At 56.6% G+C, this 22300-nt stretch carries 21 protein-coding genes, 1 tRNA gene and 1 riboswitch; of the genes, 9 read left to right on the top strand and 13 right to left on the bottom strand.

The window, feature by feature from the left end:
* Positions 1-20 precede the first annotated feature (20 nt).
* Both JAO32_RS06260 and JAO32_RS06255 read right to left on the bottom strand, forming a co-directional pair.
* Positions 21-344 (bottom strand): PspC domain-containing protein, encoded by a 324-nt coding sequence (locus JAO32_RS06260; protein WP_334238595.1) that lies wholly within the window; start codon positions 342-344, stop codon positions 21-23.
* Between the two features lie 111 nt (positions 345-455).
* Positions 456-1736 carry a hypothetical protein gene (locus tag JAO32_RS06255; protein WP_334238593.1) on the bottom strand — a complete coding sequence of 427 codons (1281 nt, stop codon included), beginning with the start codon at positions 1734-1736 and terminating at the stop codon, positions 456-458.
* Between the two features lie 33 nt (positions 1737-1769).
* Here JAO32_RS06255 and JAO32_RS06250 point away from each other — a divergent pair, with 33 nt between their 5' ends.
* Positions 1770-2246, top strand: a complete 477-nt coding sequence (locus JAO32_RS06250) for a hypothetical protein (RefSeq protein WP_334238591.1) — start codon at positions 1770-1772, stop codon at positions 2244-2246.
* 6 nt (positions 2247-2252) lie between these two features.
* On the opposite strand, the gene JAO32_RS06245 is transcribed toward JAO32_RS06250, so the two are convergent.
* Positions 2253-3068: a tetratricopeptide repeat protein gene (locus tag JAO32_RS06245; RefSeq protein WP_334238589.1), complete on the bottom strand. Its 816-nt coding sequence runs from the start codon at positions 3066-3068 to the stop codon at positions 2253-2255.
* Positions 3069-3148: 80 nt separating this feature from the next.
* On the opposite strand from JAO32_RS06245, the gene JAO32_RS06240 reads away from it, so the two are divergent.
* The 4 genes from JAO32_RS06240 to JAO32_RS06225 are packed head-to-tail and all read left to right on the top strand — an operon-like array spanning position 3149 to position 7087.
* Positions 3149-3622 (top strand): SET domain-containing protein, encoded by a 474-nt coding sequence (locus JAO32_RS06240; RefSeq protein ID WP_334238586.1) that lies wholly within the window; start codon positions 3149-3151, stop codon positions 3620-3622.
* A 43-nt stretch (positions 3623-3665) separates the two neighbouring features.
* Entirely contained in the window at positions 3666-5735 is a 2070-nt protein-coding gene (dnaX, locus tag JAO32_RS06235) for a DNA polymerase III subunit gamma/tau (RefSeq protein WP_334238584.1), read from the top strand.
* Between the two features lie 10 nt (positions 5736-5745).
* A complete protein-coding gene (locus tag JAO32_RS06230; protein ID WP_334238582.1) occupies positions 5746-6063 on the top strand; it encodes a YbaB/EbfC family nucleoid-associated protein in 318 nt (105 codons plus the stop codon).
* 58 nt (positions 6064-6121) lie between these two features.
* Positions 6122-7087, top strand: coding sequence for a serine hydrolase (locus JAO32_RS06225; RefSeq protein WP_334238580.1), 966 nt, complete (start codon positions 6122-6124; stop codon positions 7085-7087).
* Positions 7088-7140: 53 nt separating this feature from the next.
* Here the strand turns inward: JAO32_RS06225 and JAO32_RS06220 are convergent.
* Both JAO32_RS06220 and metE read right to left on the bottom strand, forming a co-directional pair.
* A tRNA-Arg gene (locus JAO32_RS06220) sits at positions 7141-7217 on the bottom strand.
* Positions 7218-7378: 161 nt separating this feature from the next.
* Positions 7379-9655 carry a 5-methyltetrahydropteroyltriglutamate--homocysteine S-methyltransferase gene (gene metE, locus JAO32_RS06215; RefSeq protein WP_334238578.1) on the bottom strand — a complete coding sequence of 759 codons (2277 nt, stop codon included), beginning with the start codon at positions 9653-9655 and terminating at the stop codon, positions 7379-7381.
* Positions 9656-9691: 36 nt separating this feature from the next.
* Between metE and JAO32_RS06210 the strand changes: the two genes are divergently transcribed.
* Positions 9692-9829, top strand: coding sequence for a hypothetical protein (locus tag JAO32_RS06210; RefSeq protein WP_334238576.1), 138 nt, complete (start codon positions 9692-9694; stop codon positions 9827-9829).
* Positions 9804-9947: riboswitch (cobalamin riboswitch) on the bottom strand. (Overlaps the previous gene by 26 nt.)
* Positions 9936-10730 (top strand): DUF6454 family protein, encoded by a 795-nt coding sequence (locus JAO32_RS06205; protein ID WP_334238573.1) that lies wholly within the window; start codon positions 9936-9938, stop codon positions 10728-10730. Its footprint overlaps the riboswitch before it by 12 nt.
* Before the next feature lie 3 nt (positions 10731-10733).
* Here JAO32_RS06205 and JAO32_RS06200 read toward each other — a convergent pair whose 3' ends face one another.
* Complete coding sequence (locus tag JAO32_RS06200) at positions 10734-11852, bottom strand: DNA polymerase III subunit (protein WP_334238571.1); 1119 nt, start codon at positions 11850-11852, stop codon at positions 10734-10736.
* A gap of 175 nt (positions 11853-12027) precedes the next feature.
* Here JAO32_RS06200 and JAO32_RS06195 point away from each other — a divergent pair, with 175 nt between their 5' ends.
* Entirely contained in the window at positions 12028-14244 is a 2217-nt protein-coding gene (locus JAO32_RS06195) for a sensor domain-containing phosphodiesterase (RefSeq protein WP_334238569.1), read from the top strand.
* A gap of 14 nt (positions 14245-14258) precedes the next feature.
* Here JAO32_RS06195 and JAO32_RS06190 read toward each other — a convergent pair whose 3' ends face one another.
* The 7 genes from JAO32_RS06190 to JAO32_RS06160 all read right to left on the bottom strand — a co-directional run bounded on the left by JAO32_RS06190 (position 14259) and on the right by JAO32_RS06160 (position 20029).
* The gene (locus JAO32_RS06190) at positions 14259-15002 is read right to left on the bottom strand and encodes a TIGR03435 family protein (RefSeq protein WP_334238567.1); all 744 of its coding nucleotides are present in this window, start codon (positions 15000-15002) and stop codon (positions 14259-14261) included.
* Positions 15003-15067: 65 nt separating this feature from the next.
* Entirely contained in the window at positions 15068-16501 is a 1434-nt protein-coding gene (locus JAO32_RS06185; protein ID WP_334238565.1) for a cytochrome P450, read from the bottom strand.
* Between the two features lie 6 nt (positions 16502-16507).
* Positions 16508-17215 (bottom strand): dTMP kinase, encoded by a 708-nt coding sequence (tmk, locus tag JAO32_RS06180; RefSeq protein WP_334238563.1) that lies wholly within the window; start codon positions 17213-17215, stop codon positions 16508-16510.
* On the bottom strand, positions 17212-17559 hold the full coding sequence (locus JAO32_RS06175) for a hypothetical protein (RefSeq protein ID WP_334238561.1): 348 nt from the start codon (positions 17557-17559) through the stop codon (positions 17212-17214). Before JAO32_RS06175 ends, tmk begins: the two co-directional genes overlap by 4 nt.
* 32 nt (positions 17560-17591) lie before the next feature.
* On the bottom strand, positions 17592-18407 hold the full coding sequence (locus JAO32_RS06170) for a response regulator (protein WP_334238558.1): 816 nt from the start codon (positions 18405-18407) through the stop codon (positions 17592-17594).
* 48 nt (positions 18408-18455) lie between these two features.
* A complete protein-coding gene (gene lpxD, locus JAO32_RS06165) occupies positions 18456-19469 on the bottom strand; it encodes a UDP-3-O-(3-hydroxymyristoyl)glucosamine N-acyltransferase (protein WP_334238555.1) in 1014 nt (337 codons plus the stop codon).
* A 17-nt stretch (positions 19470-19486) separates the two neighbouring features.
* Positions 19487-20029: a DUF6982 domain-containing protein gene (locus JAO32_RS06160; protein ID WP_334238553.1), complete on the bottom strand. Its 543-nt coding sequence runs from the start codon at positions 20027-20029 to the stop codon at positions 19487-19489.
* A 231-nt stretch (positions 20030-20260) separates the two neighbouring features.
* Here JAO32_RS06160 and JAO32_RS06155 point away from each other — a divergent pair, with 231 nt between their 5' ends.
* Positions 20261-22297 carry a CCA tRNA nucleotidyltransferase gene (locus JAO32_RS06155; RefSeq protein ID WP_334238551.1) on the top strand — a complete coding sequence of 679 codons (2037 nt, stop codon included), beginning with the start codon at positions 20261-20263 and terminating at the stop codon, positions 22295-22297.
* The last annotated feature ends 3 nt before the right edge of the window (positions 22298-22300 follow it).

Genomic DNA, 22300 nt, shown 5'->3' with positions numbered 1-22300 from the left:
GAGTAACCGCTCGCAGCCTCTTACGAGGTTGCGGGCGGTTCTGCGGGAGGTACGGGAGGCGTGTTTCCCTGATAGGGATGGGAGTATTGCGGCGGATAATTCGCTGGCGGAGGCTGCGGTGGGTACTGGCCGGGATACGTCGGTGGATAGGTCATGCCCAGCGGCTCTTCCGGAATGACGATCCAGCAAACGATATACGCCAGGATTCCGCCGCCGCCGAACAGAACCAGCAACACCAGAACGAGTCGAACCGTGGTGGGGTCCCATCCGTAGGAGCGAGCAAACGCAGCACAGACACCAGCGACCTTGCGGTCATAACGAGGACGAATCAATGGACCGTACATGACGAAAACCCTCCCTTATGCGGCGTGTGGCTATTCTGCCACTAAGTAAGCCGTTGGGAAAGATTACGCAATGAACAGGTCGCTGGTTCCGTAACGTTTACGCGCGAAACGCTAGTTGCCGCTGTAAGGCGACTTCATGTATTTGCGCGCTGCATCGGCCTGCGTCTGATCACCGCCGGGAGCGGCAGCCTTCTGGTATTGCGCTACGGCTTCATTGCGGCGACCGAGTTTATCCAGCATCATGCCTGCGTTCAGGTTGGCACGTTTTCGCATCCAGTCGCTGCAGTTGGGCTGGTTTGCAGCGTTCAGATAGCTGGTGGCGGCATCCTGCACCATCCCTTGTCCACGCTGTGTTTCTGCCAGCCCAAACCATGCAAGCTGCAGCCTCGGTTCAATGAAATAACCCGGCTTTTCCGAGTCCGCAAGAACGGCTTTGTAGATAGCGATAGCCTGTGGGCCGTGACCGGCGTCCTTCATCAGGTTGCTCTCTTCCAGACGGAAGAGAAAGTCATGCGGATATTTCTGCGCCAGCTTCTGCGATACGGCGTAGGCTTCGTTATATCGCTGATCGTGGCGCAAAAAGAGCGACAGCGCTGTTTGTGATTCCACGCTGGTCACGGTGCCGTGTGCAGCGGATTCGCGCAGCAGATTCAGACCATCTTCCTTGTTGCCGCCAATACCTGCGATGCCCACCAGAATGCGCACGAAGCGCGGGAGGCTGGCTACTGCGAACTTCTGAATGCCAATGGCCATCTTGGCGTCGGTATAGTTAGGATCGAGCTTCAGAACCTGTTCGCTGTCGTTACGCGAGGAGAGTCCCTGGCGCGCAGCGCCGGTAAAGCTGTGATCGGCAAGCGTCATCCATGCCGCGTGCATGCCCTTGGCATAACCTCGCGCAAAATACGCGTCTTTGTCGTTGGGATTTGCTTTAATGCGTGCATCGGCAAGACTGATGGCGCGGTCTGTCAGATCATCAATGTGCTTGCGCACACTGTCCGGAATATCGGATTTGTGGCCAGAGCTGAGGAAATGCTCGTGCGCGTAATAGGTGGTATCCAGCAGATCCTGCCGATACAGTTCGCGGAAGATCGTATCCATCAGGATGTAGCCAGCGGCCATTGGATCCTGCGGATGTTCGCGCTGGACGGCCTCAAAACGCTGCATGGCACCGTCGTAATCGAGGATGTAGAAACGCTGGAATCCTTCGCGCACCGTGGGGTCGTTGTTCAGGGGATAGGTGTCGTTCTGCGCGTTTGCGGTGCCAAGGAGCACCAGGGAAGCCAATGCCGTAGTCAGGAATTTCTTTCGGATCGTCACACCAAGGTAGACGCTGATATATCGCTTCCGGCTGCGTGTGATCTGTTTTGATTGACGGGGCCCTTGCGACGGCATATTTTTATTCGCACCTTTGGGAGTTATTGGAAAATGACACGCGGCGAACTTCTGCACTTACTGATCGGACAAGGACGGACCCGTGGGTTCGAGTTCCGCCGGTGGTTTGTGCAGAATACCGGAGAGACGTGGAACAGCTATGCAGACGCGCTGCAATGGCTGGCAAAAGGCAAGCGTGCGCACATGCTTTTGTTCTCTCATGAGTTCGCGAAACACTTCTTTCAGAGCGGAGAACGTATCCAATACGTGGTGGAACCGCAGACGTTTGAGCGTGTCACGACGAACGGCCGCAGCCTTACTGTGAATCGCAAAGCTCATCTGCGGCATTCGAGCAGGGAAGATGTGTGGCGGTTTCATCTGCGCGAGATGGCGGCACGAGCAGAACCTCTGCATTACATTCGCCGATTCCTGATTACAGAAGAGACAATGGTAGCGGTGTCACGGCCACCTGTTCAGGCTATTGACGAAGACGACTACGACAACGAGAATCTGGTTCGCGACATCGCCTAGACGAAACTACTTCGCGGAGATCCCTAGTTCCGTCAACGCATGGCGGGACGCCTTATCGTGGTCACCACCGGGATCGAGCTTCAAGCACTCCTGATAGTTCGCCACCGCTTCATCGCGATGCTTCAACTTTGAAGCTGCCTCGGCCAGATAAAAACGTGCGTCAGGGTCTTCGGGGTCGTAGCTGACGGCATCCTTGAAACGCAGATACGCGCCCTGCGTGTTGCCGGTGTCCATGTAGTATTTGCCGACCTTGATGTCGTCGGGGACGCGTGTTTTGTCCAGCTTTTCGCGGATGACCTCGCTGCTGTCCTTGGCACCGTAGTTCTTCAGGGGAGCAGCCTTTACCGGCGCATTGGGTGCCTCGGTGGTCGGGGCTACATCGCTGTCGTCATCGGACGAACTAGAGCTCGAACCGCTACTGCTGGAACCGGAGCTGGAACTGGAACCGCCTGCGGCATCATCGCTGTTGCGAGGGATATGCATAGGCTTTTCCGACGATGCGGGAGGGTCGGGAACAGGGTCGGTGGGCATTTGCGGCAGACCGTTCGGATTCGCGGCTTGAGCCGGAGGAGCGGAGGGGGTCCCTTCCGCATCGCCACCGTGCTTGGAGTCTTCCGTCGGGAAGGGAAACTGGTCGTGCATCGACTGCGGCTGGCTGGATGAGCCCGATGCGTCGGATGAAGATTGGGCGTTATTGCAGGCGGTGTCCTTCGGCTTGCACTTCTTCGCAGGCTTGGTGTCCTGCTGCGCGACGGCCAGACTGCAGCAGAGCATTACGGCGGCAAGCGGAAGGAAACGACGGATGGAAGCGCGCTGAAACATGGTCTGTCATCAGCTTAGACGCAGGTGGTGCGGAAGTGCACCTGTATCCTCACGGGCAATTGCCGTATACTCGCGCAACGATGCTCCCACGGTTGATCCTTCGTTCCTCGCCGGTCCACGGCTGCGGCTGTTACACCCTTGACCCCATTCGCAGCGGTGCGCGTGTGGCGGAATACGACGGCCCGCGCATGACCAAAGCCGAAGCGGATGAACGCTATGCAGATCGTGACATCACCTATCTCTTTGGCGTGCAGGATCGTGACACAGTCATCGACGGCTTCGGAACGGCCATGTTCATCAACCATTGCTGCGAGCCGAACTGCCAGACGGAAGAGGATGAAGAGGGACACGTCTACATCCTTGCGCTGCGAAATATTGCCGCCGGGGAAGAACTGACCTACGAGTACCACCTCTACGACTCCGACGAAGATGATCAGCCCTGCTACTGCAGCACGGATGCCTGCCGCGGAACCATGTTCAGCGAGGCGGAAGTGCGGCGACGGAAGAAGTTGGGACTGCCCATGACGCTGAAGAAGCCGGTACGGCGGAAGTAGCGGCCGGTTCTCCCACAGCGCAGGACGGTACACTAACCCTGATATGCCGTATCAGGTTCTTGCCCGCAAATATCGTCCGCAACGCTTCGCTGATGTGGCGGGGCAGGACCATGTCACCCGAACGCTGCAGAACGCGCTGGAACAGGGCCGCATTGCGCATGGCTACATCTTCAGTGGGCATCGCGGTATTGGTAAGACGACCATCGCACGCATCCTTGCCTGTGCGCTGAACTGCCACAACACCATTGGTTCTCCCGAGCGCCCCACGCCGGAACCGTGCCTGAAGTGCGATGCCTGCCTGGAGATTCGTGCGGGCAATGCGGTCGACGTCATTGAAATTGACGCCGCCACGAATCGCGGCATCGACGAGATTCGCGAACTGCGCGATGCGGCGCGTTATCGCCCGGCGCGAGATCGCTTCAAGATTTACATCCTAGACGAAGCGCACCAGATCACCGATGCCGCTTTTAACGCGTTGCTGAAGACGCTGGAGGAGCCGCCCGATCACATCGTCTTCATGATGGCGACGACGGAGCCGGAAAACATTCCGCAGACCATCCGTTCGCGCTGCCAGCACTTCAGCTTTCATGCGGTAAAGCTGGACGACATTCTGGGTGAACTGCGCGGCATTGCAACGCATGAAGGTGTCGCTGCAGATGAAGCAGCGCTGTCGCTTCTGGCTGAAGCAGGCGACGGCTCCATGCGCGATGCGCTTTCGATCATGGATCAGGCGATTGCGTCGGCTCCCGTGGTTGACGGCAAGGCGCAACTGAGTGCTGCTGAAATCCGCGAACTGATGGGCACGGTGCCCAACACAGTTTTTGAAGAGATTCTGGAATCCGTTGCGCGCAACGATGCCGCGACCGTGCTGACCACAGCCGGACGGCTTCTGGATGCAGGCAATTCGCCGTCACAGATTGCGCGGCAGTTTGTGCGTTATCTGCGCAATTGCGTCGTAGCAAAGATTGCCTCGCTTACGGAAGATGAAAACTCCAGCGACCTGCTGCAGATCAGCCCGGATGAACGCCGCCGCGCTGTGCGGAGCGCGTTGCTGTTCACGGAAGAAGAACTGACGCGTTTCCTGAACGTGATGCTGCGCACGTTCGACGACCTCGGCTTCCGACAGGAACAGCGGTTGCACCTGGAGATGGGGCTGATCAAGCTGGTGCACCTGCAACGTCTGGTGCCGGTGGAAGAGTTTCTCGCGCAACTGCCGAAGACAACGGGCAATCCCACACCGCGTGTTCTGCCGCCGCAGCGCGCTGCCGTTCCCGCTGCTTCTGCGCCTGCTCCACGGCCATCTGCCGCACCGTCGCGCTTCAGCGGAACGCCTGAAGCTGCTGCTCCGCGCACGCAAGCGGCTCCTGCGCCTTCCATTGCAACTTCGCCCTTCGCTTCCAGTACCGTGGAGTCATCGGCGCGCCCCGTGGCGAGCGTGATCTCGCAGCCGCAGACGGAAGGGAACCTCGCACTGGCTCCCGAACCGGTAAAAGAGCCTGCGAATGTCTCGCCGCTGGCCCAGCCCGGCGTCATCACCATGCCGGAGCCCAGCACGGGGTTGAATACCCATGTGCCGCCATCGCCTATCGTTCTGGAAGAGCCGGTTGCAATCTCCGCTCAGGCCGATGAGAGCTACGATCCTTCCTGGGAGAGCATGACGCCTCCTGAAGCTGATCCAGAGGCCACAGAGCCCGCATCGCAGCCGGTAGCAACCAACTCTGCCGCTGCTGGTACGGCCGAGTTGCAAGCTGCAGCAGTCGAGGCTCTCTTTGCGACGAAGAAGAACAACTCCGCAGCAGAGCAATTGGAAGAGAGCCAGTGGACCATTGCTGATGGCGAAGTGAAGATCGAAGTTTCACTCTCCAAGCCGATGATTGGCACCATCTTCCGCGCAGATGTGGAAGCAATCATCAAGGCTGCGCTTCGCGAAAAAGGTCTTGCCGGTGTAAAGATCAACGTCGTTCCCGCTGCTGTTGACAGCAAACCGAAGGAGCCGAAGAAGCCGCGGACAGGTTCCGTTCAGGCGAAGGCTTTGGATCATCCAACCGTGCAGAAGGCGCAGAAGCTGTTTAACGCGGAGATCAGCACAGTGTTTGATCTCCGAAAGGATTAGGAGTCTTCCAATGGATTTCGGAAAACTGCAGGAGATGATGGGGCAGGCGCAGCACATGCAGGCCCAGATGGAAGAGAAGCTCGCCACCACTACCGCTGAAGCCACTTCAGGCGGTGGGCTGGTAACGGCTCGCGTCAACGGTCGCAAAGAACTGCTGCGGCTCAAGCTGGACCCCAATGTCTTGTCCGCCGCTTCCGGCGACATTGAGATGCTGGAAGACCTGATCACTGCAGCGATTAACGAAGCTGGTCGCAAGGCTGATGCTCAGATGCAGTCAGAGACGCAGGGCATGCTGGGTGGCATGGATTTAGGCAAGCTGCTCGGATAGCATTGCGGACATGTTCCTCCGCATGTTCCACCGAACCATTCGCACCTCCTTTTGCGCCGTGAGTTTGTCCTTCCTGGCGTATAGCTCTACTGCCATTGCGCAGTCGCAGGACGCTGTGACGAATGCTGTGCAGCAGATCATCGCGCAGCATCACGGCAAAGTAGCCCTCTATGCCCATCAGCTCAACACAGACAAGACGATTGCCATCGATGCGGACAAGCCGGTGCAGACGGCAAGCACCATCAAGCTGGCAATGCTGTGGACGGCAATGCGTGAGATTGGCCTGGGACATGCCGCATGGGACGAGAAGCTGACACTGCAGCCGGGCGAAAGTGTCGGCGGTTCCGGTGTGCTGCACTTTTTCGATACGCCATTGACCATCACGCTGAAGGATGTGACCACGATGATGGTCATTGTCAGCGACAATACCGCCACCAACATGATGATTGACCGCTTCACAACGAAGAAGGTCGATGACAATATGACAGCGCTTGGTTTGGATCAGACATGGTTGTACAAGAAGGTTTCCAAGCCAGCCGTCGGCCCCATGCCGGCCGATCAGAAGAAGTTTGGTTTGGGTAAGACGACGGCGCGACAGATCAGCAGCGTGATGGAGAAGATTGGCCGCTGCGATCTGAACATCGCCGGTCAGCCTGCGGTTGATCCTGCGAAAGCTCAGGTAGCCTGCAAATCGGCAATCGAGATGCTCCGCAATCAGTTTTACCGCGATACCATTCCGCGTTATTTGGAGTCGTTGGACAACACCGAAGAGGGAAGCGGCATTGCCAGCAAGACCGGATCGCTGGATGCCACGCGGTCGGATGTGGCAATCATTGCAGCGAAGTCTGGCCCGATTGTTCTGGCGGTCTACACCTACGAGAACACCGACAAAGGGTGGAGCGTGGACAACGAAGGCGAAGTGACCGTGGCGAAGATTGCGAAGGCGATTGTGAGCGCGTGGTCGCCTGAGGGGATCAACGGGAAAACACTGACGCCGGGACTCGGATTATCTACTGCGAAATAAGTTAGATAGCAAAGCAGAAAGGCCACTCCGAAGAGTGGCCTTTCTAAAAGGTATGGTGCACTCGGAAGGATTCGAACCTCCGACCTATTGGTTCGTAGCCAATTGCTCTATCCAGCTGAGCTACGAGTGCACGCGCCGAAGCACTTATTCAAGATAACAAGATACGGCGATTGTTGCAACCCTATGTGTGGATTACGTAATGCCTGCTGAGTCAGGGAGTTCAGATACAAAACATTGACATACGGCATTTGCATTCAGAGGGCGGATCGCAATGACCCACCCTCCGTTGAATTACTCCGTGAAATGAATGCGTGCCTGAACCGCAGCCTGGCACATGTTCTTCAATGCCTCGACTGTCTCTGGCCATCCACGCGTCTTCAAACCGCAATCCGGATTAACCCATACCTGTCCCGGCTTGAGAGCGTTGATCGCCAGTCCCAGCAATTCGCCCATCTCTTCTGCAGAAGGTACGCGAGGTGAGTGAATGTCATACACGCCCGGTCCGATTTCGTTGGGATAGCCATGTGCACGGAAGGCGTTCAACAGTTCCATACGTGAACGGGCAGACTCCATCGAGATGACGTCTGCATCGAGTGCAGCGATGGAAGGCAACACATCTTCAAACTCGCAGTAGCACATGTGCGTATGAATCTGTGTCTCGTCTTCCACGCCACTGGTGGAGAGTCGGAATGCTTTGACTGCCCAGTCCAGATAACTTTCCCAATCGGCATGACGAAGCGGCAAACCTTCACGCAGCGCAGGCTCGTCCACCTGAATGATGCGGATGCCTGCAGCCTCCAGGTCATTGACTTCGGAACGTAGTGCAAGAGCAATCTGCCATGCCGTTTGCTGACGCGGGATATCGTTGCGCACAAACGACCACTGCAGAATTGTGATGGGCCCTGTGAGCATACCCTTCATGGGACGCGATGTGAGCGAACGAGCATAGTCTGTCCATTTCACCGTCATCGGTTGCGGACGAGAAACGTCGCCGAAGATGATGGGCGGCTTCACGCAACGCGAACCATAGCTCTGCACCCAGCCGTTCTCCGTGAAGACGAAGCCTTCCAGAAATTCAGCGAAATATTCGACCATGTCATTGCGTTCGAACTCGCCGTGAACCAGCACGTCCAGGCCTATCTCTTCCTGCTGGCGGATGCAGTGCTCCGTGGCTTCGCGAAGGAATGCCTCGTACGCTTCTGCTGATTCGTGGCCATGCTTGAATGCAGCGCGATGCTTACGCACCTCTGCCGTCTGCGGGAAGGAGCCGATGGTGGTAGTGGGGAAGAGCGGCAACCCAAGTTCAGCGCGCTGCTTCGTCGTGCGCTCGCTGTAAGGCGACTTGCGTGCAAAGTCCGATTCCAGCAATGCTGCAAGCTTCGAACGCACTTCCTGATTCGTGGAGGATTCCGCCGCTGCACGATCGGCAATCGCAGCTACATTCGCCGTGAATGCTTCTTCGTCAGAAGAAGCAAGCGCCGCGATCTCTGCGAGTTTCTCTTCTGCGAAACGCAGCCAGCTTTTGACGCGCACTGGCAGCTTGGTTTCGCTTCGCAAATCATGCGGTACGTGCAGCAACGAGCACGACGGGGCAAAAATAACGCGCTCTGCTCCCAGCTTGGCAATAGCCTTTGAGAGAAACTCGCGCGCAACGGCAAAATCTGTTAGCCAGATGTTGCGGCCTTCCACCACACCGAGACTCAGAATCTGCTCCGGTGCGAGCACAGCAAGAACCTCGTCAAACTGTTGTGGCGCACGAACTAGATCAATATGGATGCCTGCGGTGCGTGCTTCAACAGCGAGTGGCAGATTGTTGCCGAGACGATCGAAGTAGGTAGTCAATACCAGCTTGATTGGAACCTTCTTCAGTTCCGCATACGCGGTGCGGAAAAACTCTGCTGCGCCTTGGGGGAGATCAGTAGCGAGGATCGGTTCGTCGATCTGAACCCACTCAATGTTCTGCTGTTCCAGTGCCTGAAGAACAGACTTGTAAGCAGCCACGACCTTATCTGCGAGCGTGAAGGGATCAAAGCCATCTACGCCCTTGCCGAGGAGAAGCAGGGTCAGAGGTCCGATGAGGACAGGGCGAGGCTCGATGCCGAGTGCACGCGCCTCTGCAATTTCATTCAGCAGCTTCGTTGTGTCGACTGTGAAGGGAAGTTCGGCGCTCCATTCGGGTACCAGGTAGTGGTAGTTCGTATCGAACCACTTGGTCATCTCCATGGCGGTTTGTTCTTTGCTGTTACGGGCCATGCTGAAGTAGCGTTCCAGCGTGACCTTGCCGTTGCCAAAGCGCTCGGGCGTAGCGCCAATCAGAACCAACGTGTCCAGCACCTGGTCATAAAGCGAGAAATCGTTAGCTGGAATGAAGTCGATGCCCGCAGACTGCTGGAGCTTCCAATGCTCCGCACGAAGAGTTGCAGCGGTTTCCAGAAGTTCGGCTTCGGTGCGCTTGCCCGTCCAGAATCCCTCCAGAGCAAACTTCAGTTCGCGCTGCCGTCCCATGCGCGGGAAGCCGAGGTTTGCTGTCTTCAGCTTGGGAAGTGTTGTAAGTGCCTGTGTTGCCATTTTCGGTTCTCTCCTAAGTACCTGAGGGAACCACCCATGCGCAGGCATGCAACAACGCGCGTAAACGCACGAAAGCAGGCAGTGGTCACCGTTCCAATCCACGAGAGCGGTAGCCTCAAGCGCACCCACGGTCAGCGTTTCAACGCTTCCATGGTGGTGGCGGCAGGCCGGTAGTCGGACTTGGGGAAATAACGATTTCCCATCACCGTTGCGGGACAGCGCCGGATTCACACCAGCTTCCCCGTTTAACAAGCTGTCCGAAGACAGCCTGACCTGCACGATGACAGTTTACCGAATCGCTTATGCTGATCGCATGATGTTGCGAGTAATGATGATGGTTCTTGGCTTGTCGCTTCCAGTTGCCGCGCAAGTGCAGGGCATTGAGCATGCGCGGATGGCAGACGTGCAGGTGCTGCAGGGCACGGTGTTTCATGTGCAGGGCATCGATCTGGATAAGGAACACATCTGGGTAACATCTGTAGATTCCAATACGCACATAGGCTATCTGCATCAGTTCAACCGGAAGACAGGCGTGTTTGAGCGGCAGGTGGATGTTACCGATGGCGAGCGCTATCACCCTGGCGGATTTTCCATCAGCGGCGATTCCATCTGGGTTCCTGTGGCGGAGTACAAACCAAACAGCAGCGCGACATTACTCGAACTGGATAAGAAAACGCTGAAGGTCAAACGCAAGATCTCCGTTGCGGATCACATCGGTTGTGTTGCGGTCACAAAAGACTCGCTCATTGCAGGCAACTGGGGTAGTCGCAAGTTGTATGTCCTTGGCATGGATGGCAAAGTGATTCGCGTGATCGATACGCCATCGCAGAACCAATATCAGGACATCAAGTTTGTAAACGGGATGCTGGTGGGCGGTGGCAATCTGACGAAGACTACCGGCGCGCTCGACTGGTACGAATGGCCGTCGATGAAGCCTGTGCGTTCCCTTGCATCAGGAACGACGGATCGTGGTCGTCTTTACAGCGCGGAAGGCATGACACTCAAAGGCAATGACCTGTACCTGTTGCCAGAGGACGGTCCCACGCGGGTCTTTCACTTTGTCATCGACAAATAATACTTAGCGGCGACCGCTGGACATGGATTCTGCGAAAGCATCCAGTGACAACGAACGTAACAAATTGCGACGCATGCCGCTGATGACCTGATCCATGCCGCGCAAAGCGTTCTCCAACCATTCGAAGGTGACAGAGTCGGAAAGCGTGTCGAGATCGCGCCGCATATCCACGTTCCGGATGCGGTCCGGTACGCCACTGCGTAGGAGCAACAGGTCTTCGAGAAGTCCTGCCAGTGCGGCCAGCATGGCTTGTGTCTTCTGCTGTCCATCCGCGCCAGCACGATACGTTTCCGTGGTCTTGAACAGGTCCGTGTGGTCCGCATCAAGCACGGCAGAGCGCAACAGAATCATGGCGTCACCGCGCGCTGTTAGATAACTTTCAAGATCAAAGCTCAGAGCTTTGCCTGCTGCACCCTGCGCCAGACGCGCAATCAAAGCGCGTTGTGCTGGCTTTACCTCGGGCTTTCGTGTGGCAAGCAGTTCTTCAATCTCTGCGGCGGACAACGCCCCAAGACGAACCGGCGCGCAGCGGCTGCGGATGGTGGGTAGCAGTTCGCCCGGATGCTCCGCCATGAGAATAATGTGTGCGTAAGCAGGCGGTTCCTCCAGCACCTTTAGAAGACTGTTTGCCGCCTCTTTCATGAAAGCGGCAGAAGGGAACAGATAAACGCGGCTCTTTGCCTCGCCCGGCAAGGAATAGATGCTGTGAATCAGTGTGCGCACCTGTCCGAGCTTGACCAGAAGCTGCGGCGGGTCAGGCGGAAGAATGAGCACATCTGGGTGCGTTTGAATCAGGACACGCGTTTCTTTCTTGTCTGTCTCGCGAAGCTCTTCTCGCGCGGCTACGGCAGCATCCACCATCGCAGGCAGGTCCATTGCCTCTGCAATGCGCGTACAGTTGCGGCAATGTCCACAAAAGTCGGCGAGGTCGCCGTCGGCATGGGCTTCACGCGGCTGATTTTCGCAAAGCAGCGACATCGTTAGCAGCAACGAAAGAGTGTACTTACCGCTGCCTGCGGGGCCACTCAGCAGGATGGAAGACGGCAGCCGTCCTGAGGCAATGGCCCGGCGAAGATGCACCACCGTAGCGGCGTTGCCCACGAAATCAGAAAAGCGAAACATCCCTTCCAGCATACGGCGTAACGAAGATTTCGTTTCGAACAGAAGCTGTTGTTACATTTCGGTGGCGGCGGAACGTCATGGCATACGCGGGCTTGTTTCCTGTGCTATACATACCAAGTCTGTCCTGTTGATTCCGCGAAGTACGCGTTTCGTAAGGTGCAGGAGGCTGTCCACAATGGCTTCAACAGATGGGTGGGTTCCAGCGCCGCTTCCTTACAACGAAGCCGAGCGCCTTCGCGTTCTTAAAAGTTACTGCGTCCTGGATAGTGAGCCGGAACCGGGTTTCGATCACTTAACGCAGTTAGCGGCGGAACTCTTCCGGGTGCCGATCGTATTGATCTCGCTGATTGACGAGCAACGCCAGTTTTTCAAATCTGCCATCGGGATCAACTTCCGCGAGAGTCCGCGCGACACATCGTTTTGCGCCTATTCGATTCTGGGAAACGAACCGCTGGTGGTTCTAGATGCGCAGGAGAACGAATGCTTCCGAACCAATCCTTTTGTGACGGGAGAGCCGAATATCCGGTTTTATGCAGGAGCGCCTCTCATTGGACGCGACGGCATGATGTTAGGCGGGTTCTCCATCATCGACCAGAAACCGCGCAGCGAATTTTCAGAGCGTGACCTTGCATGCCTGAAACAATTCGCCGCTTTGACGGTTCTCACCATGGAGCATCGCCTTTACCCGGAACGGCTATCGCGCATAGGCGATGAGATTGTGCAGGCGAACGAACGCTTCAAGCTCGCAACACAAGCCACAACAGAAGGTATCTGGGACTGGGATTGCGTCCGCGATTCCTTGTATCTTTCGGGCCGTATCCGGTCCATGGTGGGAGAAGAAGCTACGGATTGCTACGTGGGCATTGACGATTGGATGGGAAGAATTCATCCCGCCGATAAGCCGCGCGTCAACACGCTTGCCGATATGCGCGCCAGCCGCGAGCTTTCGTTCTACAACGAATATCGCGTTAGCCACGCGGATGGTCGCTGGCGGTGGATTGCGAACCGCGGCATTGCTGTCAGAAACAGCGCGGGGGAACCTGTGCGTTTGGTAGGCGCGATGGTGGACATCACCGAGCGCAAGACCGTGGATGTGCTCACCGGTTTATCCACCAGAACCTATCTTCTGGAACATCTGGAAGGGTTAATGGATGCCGACACACACGCAGAAGAAAATTTTGCGGTCTATGTGATCAACCTTGATTCGTTCAAGTTATTAAACAGCGGTCTTGGCCGTGCGGCCGGAGACAACGTGCTGCGAGAGATTGGACTGCGACTTTCCAAGTTGGCATCGGTACACCCGGACAGCGTTGCGGCGCGTCTCTCCGCAGATGAATTTGCCGTTGTGCTGGGCGGAAAACACGACGAGCAGGAGGCGCTTCGCGTTGCCGAGGAACTCAGCACATTACTCGGAAGCTCCATCGCCCTGGATGACAAAAGAATTTCGCTCTCTGTAAGTATTGGACTTGCGACGTGTTCTCACCCCTGCGAAAGTGCGGCTGATCTGCTGCAATGCGCGGAGATTGCATTGGGTGAGGCGAAATTGCAGGGCGGTGGTAACTGGTTCCTCTTTGCTGAAACCATGCGCCACGGTATGCTTCGCCAGATCGAACTTTCTTCCGCGCTTCAAAAAGCCATTTCCAATGAAGAGTTGGAGGTCTATTACCAACCCAAGCTCCATCTGCCTTCGCGCAAGGTGATTGGATTTGAGGCGCTTGTGCGATGGCATCATCCCAAGTTCGGCATGATCTCCGCGGAAGAGTTCATCGGCATTGCCGAACAGTTTGACCTGATTGTGGAGTTGGGCACGCTGGTGTTGACGCGTGCCATTGAGCAGTTATCCCAATGGCGTGAGCATGGACTGGTAGACAACGATGTGTCCATGGCAGTGAATCTCTCGGCACTTCAGTTGGAGGATCAGCGACTGGGAAAGATGTTGCGAGAGCTTACGGGGAAGTATAGCGTTCCACCACAATGCATTTCACTGGAAGTGACAGAAGGCATCCTGATTGGCGATACGGAACGGGCCAACGCTCTTCTGGAAGAGCTGAAGAGCACCGGCGTCCTGCTGGATCTGGATGACTTTGGAACTGGTTATTCATCGCTCAGCTATCTGCAGCGATTCCCGTTTGATGGATTAAAGATCGATCGATCCTTCGTCATGAATATGCTGGAGAGTCGAGAAAAAGCTGCATTGGTGCGGTCCATTATCGCGCTGGCACATGCGTTGCATCTCAAAGTGACTGCAGAGGGGATAGAAACAGCGGAACAACTTGAACTGCTTCGCGAGATGGGTTGCGAATACGGTCAGGGCTATCTGTTCTCAAAGCCACTGCCTGCATCCGGTATGAATACCTTTCTCTCGACGGACGTAACAGCGCAGCTTCATTGATCCGTTTTGGATTGTTAGTTGTCGGATGGCTTTTCGATGTGATCGATTACCAATACCGGCATAGGCCCCTTCTGCGCTTCAAGACGCAATCCAAGCTGCTCGCGTATTGCGGTGACAAGTGACGGCAGATTGGTATCAGAGTTCTGATCGGGGCTCCAGTTCAGAACGAAATCGTAATTTCCTGTCAGGTCTGTCTGATCAATTACGTATCGACCTAGCTGATTGGCGAGGTTAGTCGACAGCTCCTGCATTGGCACACCATCGCCTTTCATGTTGACCATGGTTGCGGTCTTGCGGGTATTCATGCCGTGTCCAGGCGCGTCAGTGTGCGGAGTAACTTTTGGTTCGCCCTTGTCCCGAACCAGCACGTACACGGGCGACTCCCGTGTCTCCCAATGCGCTTTCAGGTGAAAGCGATCTGCAAGAAGAGATTGCAGCAGAACTTTGAATTGGGCCTGCGTGATGACGTTAGGAGAATCGATCTTGGCGCGAATGTCGAAGGCCTCTTCGTCATCCCAGTTCGGTGCGCCGGCAAGCTGGAATGACAACAGGCCATAAGCATTGCGCAGCAGCGTGCGAGCCGTCGCATTCACCGCGATAAACTGGCCGGGGCGCGTCAGGTCTAACTGCGTGTTGCGTTCTCCCGTGTGGTTTGGGTGAATAACGACAACGTCAAAAGACTCTGGTGCTTGTTGCGATGTGCCGAGCAAAGCAGCAAAGGCAACAACTGCTGTGCGAAGGTGCGCAAGGGCGTTCATATGGATCTATTACGCAGCAACATGTTTCGCCGGCCGCAGTTTCTTAATCGATTTCTAAGTGAAAATTAGCGCGCGTGTAGCGTCATGCGAAGTGGGTACTTTGGGCGAAGCGTAATCTTCTCTTCCACAGCCACAGGCTGACCTTCAATCCATGTCATTCGCCACTTTTGCGCGATGCTGGCCAGAAGTAACACGCCTTCCAGCCACGCAAAGCCTTCGCCAATGCACTGCCGCGGACCACCGCCGAAAGGGAAGTATTCAAACTTATCGCGCTTTGCTTTCTCTTCTTCCGTATGGCGCAGCGGATCGAACTTCAACGGATCAGGATAGAAACGAGCATCGCGCTGCAGAACGTACTGCGAGAGAAAGAAGTGTGTTCCGGGCGGCAGCAGGTACGGTCCAACCTCGATAGGCTCAGTTGATTTGCGTCCCATTGCCCAGGCAGGTGGGTACAGCCGCATGACCTCCGCGAAGACCATCTGCGTGTATTTCAGGTTTGCGTAGTCTTCCAGCGTCGCCGTGCGATCCCCTAAAACATCACGGACCTCTGCATACATGAGTTCCTGTTGTTCAGGATGCGATGACAGCAGATACCACGTCCACGAGAGTGCGTTTGCCGTGGTTTCGTACCCTGCAAGGAAGATTGTCAGAACTTCGTCCCGAAGCTGTTCATCGCTTAGCTCAGAGCCATCTTCATCGCGCGAGGCGAGCAACATGCTTAGCAGATCGTGACGGTCAGCGTGTTCTGGATCGGCTGCGTTCGCTGCCTTGCGTTCGCGGATGATGCGATTCACCACCTCATCCAGCTTTGCCCGTGATTTCGCGAAACTCCGCAAACCCGGAACAGGGATTCTGTATTTCAAAAACGCTTCCGCATTGGGAAAACCAATGAGGAAGTTATAGATCGCCATGATGCGATTGGTGTGCTCGTTGATCTGGCGGATGTCATCGTCGACTTCCGTAGCGAAGAGTGTGCGCGCAACGATGTCCAGCGACAACGTCATCATCTCCGCATTCATGTCGACGACATCGCCGTCATGCCAGCGGCTGCGCCATTGCTGCGCAGAACGCACCATCTCGTCGGCATAGTCATGGATTCGTTGACGATGGAACGCCGGAGCAACGATGCGTCGAGAGCGCTTGTGAATGGGGTCATCGCTTGTGAGCAAACCTTCACCAAGCAAAATCTTCAGGCGAGTGATGGTCCGTTCGCGCACAAACTTGTTGGCCTGATTCACCAGCACTTCGCGAATCGCGGCCGGATCGTTCAGGAAGACAACATGGTTGCCAAAAAGCATGTAGTGCGAGATGGGACCGCACTGTTGCGCCATGTATTCAAACAGCAGGATAGGCCTTCCCAAACGCGCCCAAGGCTTATTCAGATAAAAAGGTAGTGTCTTGCGAAGGCCGGGCGGAATGCGCCACTCACCGCTCTTTGTCGTCAGCGTATGCGCCGGACGAAAGATGTAGCTGTCTTCAAAATCAATACCGTCGGCCATTGCAAATTAGACGCTGGAAACGTTCCGTAGATGCTGCTCAAGACGCTCCGTGATGATCTCGCGAATTCTAGTCGCAATGGCTTCGATGCCATCATCGCCGGTGCCCGGTCCAATAAGCGCAACACGCTGCGGTTCGCGCTTGGCAATATCTCCGTAGGCCGTGTGAACGCGGCGATAAAACGCTTCGCCTTCAGCTTCAAAGCGGTTTTCGTCTGTGCCTGTCTGCTGAATATGTCGCTGATTGCGACGGCGAGCGCGCTCCAGTGCCTTCTCAACATCAGGCAATAGAAGAATGGTCAGATCGGGCTGCAGATCGTCGCAAACGGAGCGGTGCACAGCGAGAACGCGATCGGAGCCAAGGCCGCGGCCCGCGCCCTGGTAAGCCTCGCTGGAATCGGTATAACGATCGCAGAGGATGACACGGCCTTCATGCAGGGCAGGCAGAATGATCTCGTGGATCGACTGAGCGCGGTCTGCAAACATCAACGCGAGTTCCGTCAGAGGCGATACCGGGTCCTGCGCGCGCGAATCCAACAGGATGCCGCGAATCTTTTCGCCCAGCGGCGTTCCACCAGGCTGGCGCAGCAGAACTGGGTCGATGTCGCGACCGCGCAACCACTCTGCGGTGCGGCGAATCTGCGTCGTCTTACCGGAACCGTCAGGACCCTCAAATGTAATGAAAAAGCCGCGGTGCTGCGAAGGGGAATGGCTCACGGCTTCAGGCTCGGCTGGAAGGTAACCTGCGTCTGCGAAGGGAAGTCAATGACAAGAGAACCTTCCTGTCCCTCGTCCAAATGGAGCCCCTTCAGCGTATGGTCCTTGTACGCGGCGTCAGTCCATGTCAGTTTCAGATCGCCGGTGCCCAGGAGCTTGAAGCGGTAATGGAAGCTACCACCGTTGGCAATGCGCTGCGTTCCAAAGGTGGCGCCAGGGTACTCCACCTGCACCACGTTGATGTCTGCACCGGAGTGGTTCGTGATGGTGGTTTGAATGTAATGCGAATGGCAGCCGGTGAGGAAGACGGCGCTGACGAACGAGGCTGCGGCAATACGGCGCATACGTTGAGGTTAGCAGGTTGATGCAGCAAACGTTACGCAACAAAGACAGGAGTACTGCTGGTGCGTTCCAGAATACGTGCGCTCAGCACCACACCACTGCCACCATCGTGCAGCATGATGGGAAACGCCAATACCGACCACGTTGCTGCCGCTTCTTCCGGGCGAGGCTCCGTCAACAGGCCACGACGAGTGCGGTCAATATACGTTTCGCGCGTGGTAGAGACGGCATGCAATACATCGCGCCAGTCGCGCAGAATGTCGCTCATCTCCACGAACATATTGCGTCCTGGGAACCATTCGCGCGGCTTCTCAAGATACATTGCAGCGCTTTCGTTCACGTAATGCCAAGTGCCTTCAGGATCGAGGATCTGCACCAGGACGTCGACACCTATCGCCATGGCGATACGGCTGTAATAGAACTCTCGTGCGTTCACCACCACAGGTGCACCGCGGCGCTTAGCCTCCAGACCGCGCAGGGCAGAGAGTAAGTCCTCGGCGGAGCTATGTCCCTTCAGCAAATGCATATCCTCCACACCACCGAAACGGCGTTCCAGTGTGGCGGAAAGGATGATGATGGGGACTTCCGGGCGTCGTTGTCGCAGCTTTGCAGCTACGGCAGTGCCAAATTTTCCGTGTCCCAGGTGGTAGTCCAGAACGGCAATGTCTGTCTGTTCAAGGTAGGCGTTTGCCTCCTCAATGGTGCCTGCAGATAGAACCTCGTAGCCATTCTGGCGCAGGATCGCTGCGCGCAGTAGCAGGTTCGCAGGATCGTCGTCCAGCAACAGGACGCGAACGGGTGGACCATTTTCTACGGCGGTTTCGATGACTGTTGTGCTTTGCTCGTCCATGCTCAACAGGTCTGATGCGCGGAGGCATGGCACAGTCACCCGCCGTATTTACTCGGATCGTTCCTTCCTTAAGGAGCGCAGTTCGCGCACCATCTCCGGTAAACGGGCAAAGGCTGCCACCGAGCGCAGCCAAAGCTTGTTATCCATGGCCGGATAGCCACTTACAACGCTGTTTGCGGCTACATCGCTCGGGATGCCGCTTTGCGCCGTGGCCACTGCTCCATCGCCCACCTTGCAATGCCCGGCAACACCAACCTGTCCGGCCAAGATGACGCGACTGCCCACTTCGGTTGACCCTGCGAGTCCTACCTGGGCGCACAACAAGGTGTCCTGCCCAACCGTGGACCCGTGGCCGACCTGCACCAGATTGTCGATCTTGCTGCCATCGCCAATGCGAGTTTCGCCAATGCTGGCCCGGTCGACGCATGCATTGGCCTGCACTTCGACACGGTCGCCCAGAATGGCTGCACCCGATTGCACAATCTTGGTCCATCCTCCAGAGTTTTCGCGGGCGTAGCCGAAACCGTCCGCACCAATGACGGCCCCGTTTTGCAGAACCACATCGTCCCCCAAACGGCAGAATTCGCGTACGACAGCGTGGGCGTGCGCAAAGAAACGATCACCGATGGTGGCGCCTGGATAAATGACGGTGTGGGGAAGCACGATCGCACCAGAACCAATCGTCACATCCGCGCCAATTACGACATATGCGCCAATGTGAGCGTCAGCACCAACCTTCGCAGAAGGATCAACAACCGCCGTGGGATGGATACCGGGCGCGTATTTTGGTGGGTGATAGAAGAATGTAATCGCCTGGGCGAAGGCCCGGTAGCAGTTCTTGATACGAAGCGTCGCGATGCCATCCAGAGCAGGGAAATCCGGCTCCACGAGAATGGCTGCAGCCTTGGTCGTCTTTGCCTGCGCAGTGTACTTTGGGTTGGCAATGAAGGTAATTTCCGAGGCCCCGGCGTGCTCAATTCCGGCAACGCCAGTAATCTCCACATCGCCCTTGCCACCTACCAGTTCGGCACCCAACCGTTGCGCAATTTCCGCTAGCTTCATGCCGTCCATCGTACTCGCTAGTGGGTGCGTGAGTCAGGTGGTAAGGGCATGCTGAACAGGTCTGGTTGCTGCGTATCTTCTGCCGGAATCGGAGTGGATGGCTTTCGCTTGGAGGGGCTGGTGACTACGGCCAGCACTTCCATCTGGTCAATGGCCGCGCGCGGAATATATAGCCTCTGCGTATTGCCACGGATGTCCGGGGGAACGAGTTGAACCCCCATATCCTCCACCCAGCCGTCCGCCATCGTCAGATCGAGTGGTGCCAGTCCTTCGATGCGGTCACCGTCACGCAACGTCAGCCGTAGCCATAGCCCCTCCGTTCGGGGGCGCGCCAAAAATGTCTTCCGCAACAGGCGTTCCGGCGCGGACGTATCGTTCGTATTGAAATCGCGCACGAAGGCGGCGTACTTCACATCAGACAGAGGAATGTTCTGGACCCTGCCGCTGAGATCCAGCAGATCCAGAAAACCGGCATGCGCGAAGCCTCTGGAGGGCAGATAGCCCCACAGCAGGCCGGGCGAAAAGCGGCGAAGGACGACCTTTTTCTGCGAGCCCGCCATCTCTCTCCCATCTGGACTTAGCCGTTGATTGTGGCTGGTCGAAGCTATTGTGGCGTCATAGCGTGCTGTCCGCAACAAAATGTGTGCAAAGGGGTATTCAGGGATACAGCAGCATGCTACACTCAGATTTTGTGCTGAGCTTTTCAGCGCCGCCTAACATGCTGAATTGGCGCTGTTTACCGGCAACGCGCAGGGCAGTTTGGACCGGCGCTTTGGAGACTGGAACGGTACATGGCTGATTATATCTATCTGCTGGAAAACCGCCTTTCGCATGCGCAGCAGAAGGCCGTCGGTGCACTTCGCACGATTGCCCGCGAGAGCGACGCCACAATTTTCCTCACCGGCGGAGCCGTCCGCGATCTGACGACCGGCGCATCCGTTCGAGATATCGACCTGACCATTCAGGGCGATATCTCCCGGATACGAAAAGGTTTAGCCGCCGCTGGGTTTGAGATCGTGGGAGAAAATGCCCCCGCGCACCAGCTTTTCCTGACCTACTCCGGTGGTGTCCGGCTGGAACTCAGCTCGGCCGTTACAGTTTCGTGGCCGAAGCCAGGGAAGCCGAAGTACGAGCTGGGAACCCTCATCGACGACCTCCGCAGCCGGGACTTTACCGCGAATGCGATGGCCATCTCGCTGAACGAGGGTTCTTACGGTCTGTTGATGGATCCGTTGAACGGCGTTGCGGACATTGAGAACCGGGAACTGCGCCTCGTCAGCAACTATGGCTTCATCGAAGAGCCTTCGCGACTGATTCGTGCCGTACGGCTGATGTCGCGACTCGGTTGGCAGTTGGAAGAGAAGACCCGCCAGCGGTACGAAACCGCCAAGGAAGAGGGTTATATCTCTGCTCTGAGCGCCTGGAACAAGGGATACGAGCTGGAAGAGATCTTCCACGAAGAAGATCCGGTGCGTGTTCTCCGCGCTCTTGAAGCAGAAGGCTGGATGGAGCACCTGTTCCCAGCATTGCAATCGGCAAAGGCGAACACCGCATCGCTTTCGGACCTGTATACCCGCCAGGGCGAGTTGCAGATGCAGGGTGTCCTTGGGCACATTGCTGCTATCGCATTCCCGTTGGTGACGGGCAAGATGTCTGCCGGAGATGTTTCTCCCTTGAAGAAGCTGCTCGCGCGGCAGGGATTTGTCCGAGAGATTGAGTCGCTGGAGGCGCGCGTAAAGGATTTTGCCGCAAAGTTCACGGCAAAGGAAGCCGCCGCTCCATCTGCCGCCTGGAAGCTGCTGCATGCGACCGAGCCAAACCTCGTTCTGGCCACGTATTTCAGCAGCAAGAGCGCTCCGGTGCAGGCTCGTCTAAAGACGTTTCTTACGGAATCCCCGAACGCACGCCAGCGCATTCCATATCAGCTGCTTACGGAGATGCGTATCACTCCCGATCTTCCGGGCTACAACGAATTGCTGGATAAGCTGTTCTTCGAGCTGATGGATGGACGACTCGCCACTCCGGAAGAGATGAAGGCGTTTCTGGAGCCGTATTCACCTCCAGCACCTCCGCCGCCGCCGAACCTCCGCCGTGCTCGTGCACGCAAGGAACCCAAGGCCCGTGGAAAGAAGAAGGCCGCAGAACTTGATGTCGAGGGTTCAGACTTTGAGGGCGTTCCTCTGAGTGTTGCTGCGGAAGAAGAACTCGCAGGCCTGGAGACGGGGCTAACTGAAGAGGGCGACCTCACTGGTCCTGACCGTGGTCCTGAGCCGACCGAAGAAGAGCCGATTGAAAAGGTGGCTCCGCTTCCTGCAAAGGGCGCAGCAAAAGACAAGAAGGCTGCAAAGGTAGTCGCGGAAAAGAAAGCTCCTGCAACGACACCTGCGAAAGCAGCTCCTGCAGCAAAACCTGCGGCGACCGTGAAGCCTGCGCCTCCTGCAAAGAAAGCGGTGCCGGTAAAAGCTGCTGCTCCTGTAAAGGCTGCTGTTCCTGCGAAAAAGGTAGCAGCAAAGCCAGTCGTTCCTGCAAAGAAAGCGCCTGCCAAGCCAGCAAAGCAGGTCATTGCAGCAAAGCCGACCAAGTACGTCGCTGCCAAGCCCGTTAAGAAGGCAGCACCGGTAAAGAAGGCTCCCGCAAAACCCGTCAAGAAGGCGGTTGCAGCAAAGCCAGCAAAAGCTGTCGCGAAGAAAGTCGTCGCAGTGAAGAAGGCTCCTGCAAAGGTAGTCAAGAAGGCAGCACCGGCTAAACCTGCGAAAAAAGCAGTTCCAGCAAAGAAGGTTGTGGCTAAGCCCGCAAAGAAAGCACCTGCGAAGAAGTCGCGCCGGTAAGCG

Source organism: Terriglobus sp. ADX1 (assembly GCF_036877645.1).
Classification (GTDB): Bacteria; Acidobacteriota; Terriglobia; order Terriglobales; family Acidobacteriaceae; genus Terriglobus.
This window is presented reverse-complemented; position numbering and strand designations above follow the sequence as displayed.

Coding starts and splice junctions, on each gene's coding strand:
- JAO32_RS06260 (WP_334238595.1), bottom strand. CDS start 344: ATGTACGGTCCATTGATTCGTCCTCGTTATGACCGCAAGGTCGCTGGT.
- JAO32_RS06255 (WP_334238593.1), bottom strand. CDS start 1,736: ATGCCGTCGCAAGGGCCCCGTCAATCAAAACAGATCACACGCAGCCGG.
- JAO32_RS06250 (WP_334238591.1), top strand. CDS start 1,770: ATGACACGCGGCGAACTTCTGCACTTACTGATCGGACAAGGACGGACC.
- JAO32_RS06245 (WP_334238589.1), bottom strand. CDS start 3,068: ATGTTTCAGCGCGCTTCCATCCGTCGTTTCCTTCCGCTTGCCGCCGTA.
- JAO32_RS06240 (WP_334238586.1), top strand. CDS start 3,149: ATGCTCCCACGGTTGATCCTTCGTTCCTCGCCGGTCCACGGCTGCGGC.
- dnaX (WP_334238584.1), top strand. CDS start 3,666: ATGCCGTATCAGGTTCTTGCCCGCAAATATCGTCCGCAACGCTTCGCT.
- JAO32_RS06230 (WP_334238582.1), top strand. CDS start 5,746: ATGGATTTCGGAAAACTGCAGGAGATGATGGGGCAGGCGCAGCACATG.
- metE (WP_334238578.1), bottom strand. CDS start 9,655: ATGGCAACACAGGCACTTACAACACTTCCCAAGCTGAAGACAGCAAAC.
- JAO32_RS06210 (WP_334238576.1), top strand. CDS start 9,692: ATGCGCAGGCATGCAACAACGCGCGTAAACGCACGAAAGCAGGCAGTG.
- JAO32_RS06205 (WP_334238573.1), top strand. CDS start 9,936: ATGACAGTTTACCGAATCGCTTATGCTGATCGCATGATGTTGCGAGTA.
- JAO32_RS06200 (WP_334238571.1), bottom strand. CDS start 11,852: ATGTTTCGCTTTTCTGATTTCGTGGGCAACGCCGCTACGGTGGTGCAT.
- JAO32_RS06195 (WP_334238569.1), top strand. CDS start 12,028: ATGGCTTCAACAGATGGGTGGGTTCCAGCGCCGCTTCCTTACAACGAA.
- JAO32_RS06190 (WP_334238567.1), bottom strand. CDS start 15,002: ATGAACGCCCTTGCGCACCTTCGCACAGCAGTTGTTGCCTTTGCTGCT.
- JAO32_RS06185 (WP_334238565.1), bottom strand. CDS start 16,501: ATGGCCGACGGTATTGATTTTGAAGACAGCTACATCTTTCGTCCGGCG.
- JAO32_RS06175 (WP_334238561.1), bottom strand. CDS start 17,559: ATGCGCCGTATTGCCGCAGCCTCGTTCGTCAGCGCCGTCTTCCTCACC.
- JAO32_RS06170 (WP_334238558.1), bottom strand. CDS start 18,407: ATGGACGAGCAAAGCACAACAGTCATCGAAACCGCCGTAGAAAATGGT.
- lpxD (WP_334238555.1), bottom strand. CDS start 19,469: ATGAAGCTAGCGGAAATTGCGCAACGGTTGGGTGCCGAACTGGTAGGT.
- JAO32_RS06160 (WP_334238553.1), bottom strand. CDS start 20,029: ATGGCGGGCTCGCAGAAAAAGGTCGTCCTTCGCCGCTTTTCGCCCGGC.
- JAO32_RS06155 (WP_334238551.1), top strand. CDS start 20,261: ATGGCTGATTATATCTATCTGCTGGAAAACCGCCTTTCGCATGCGCAG.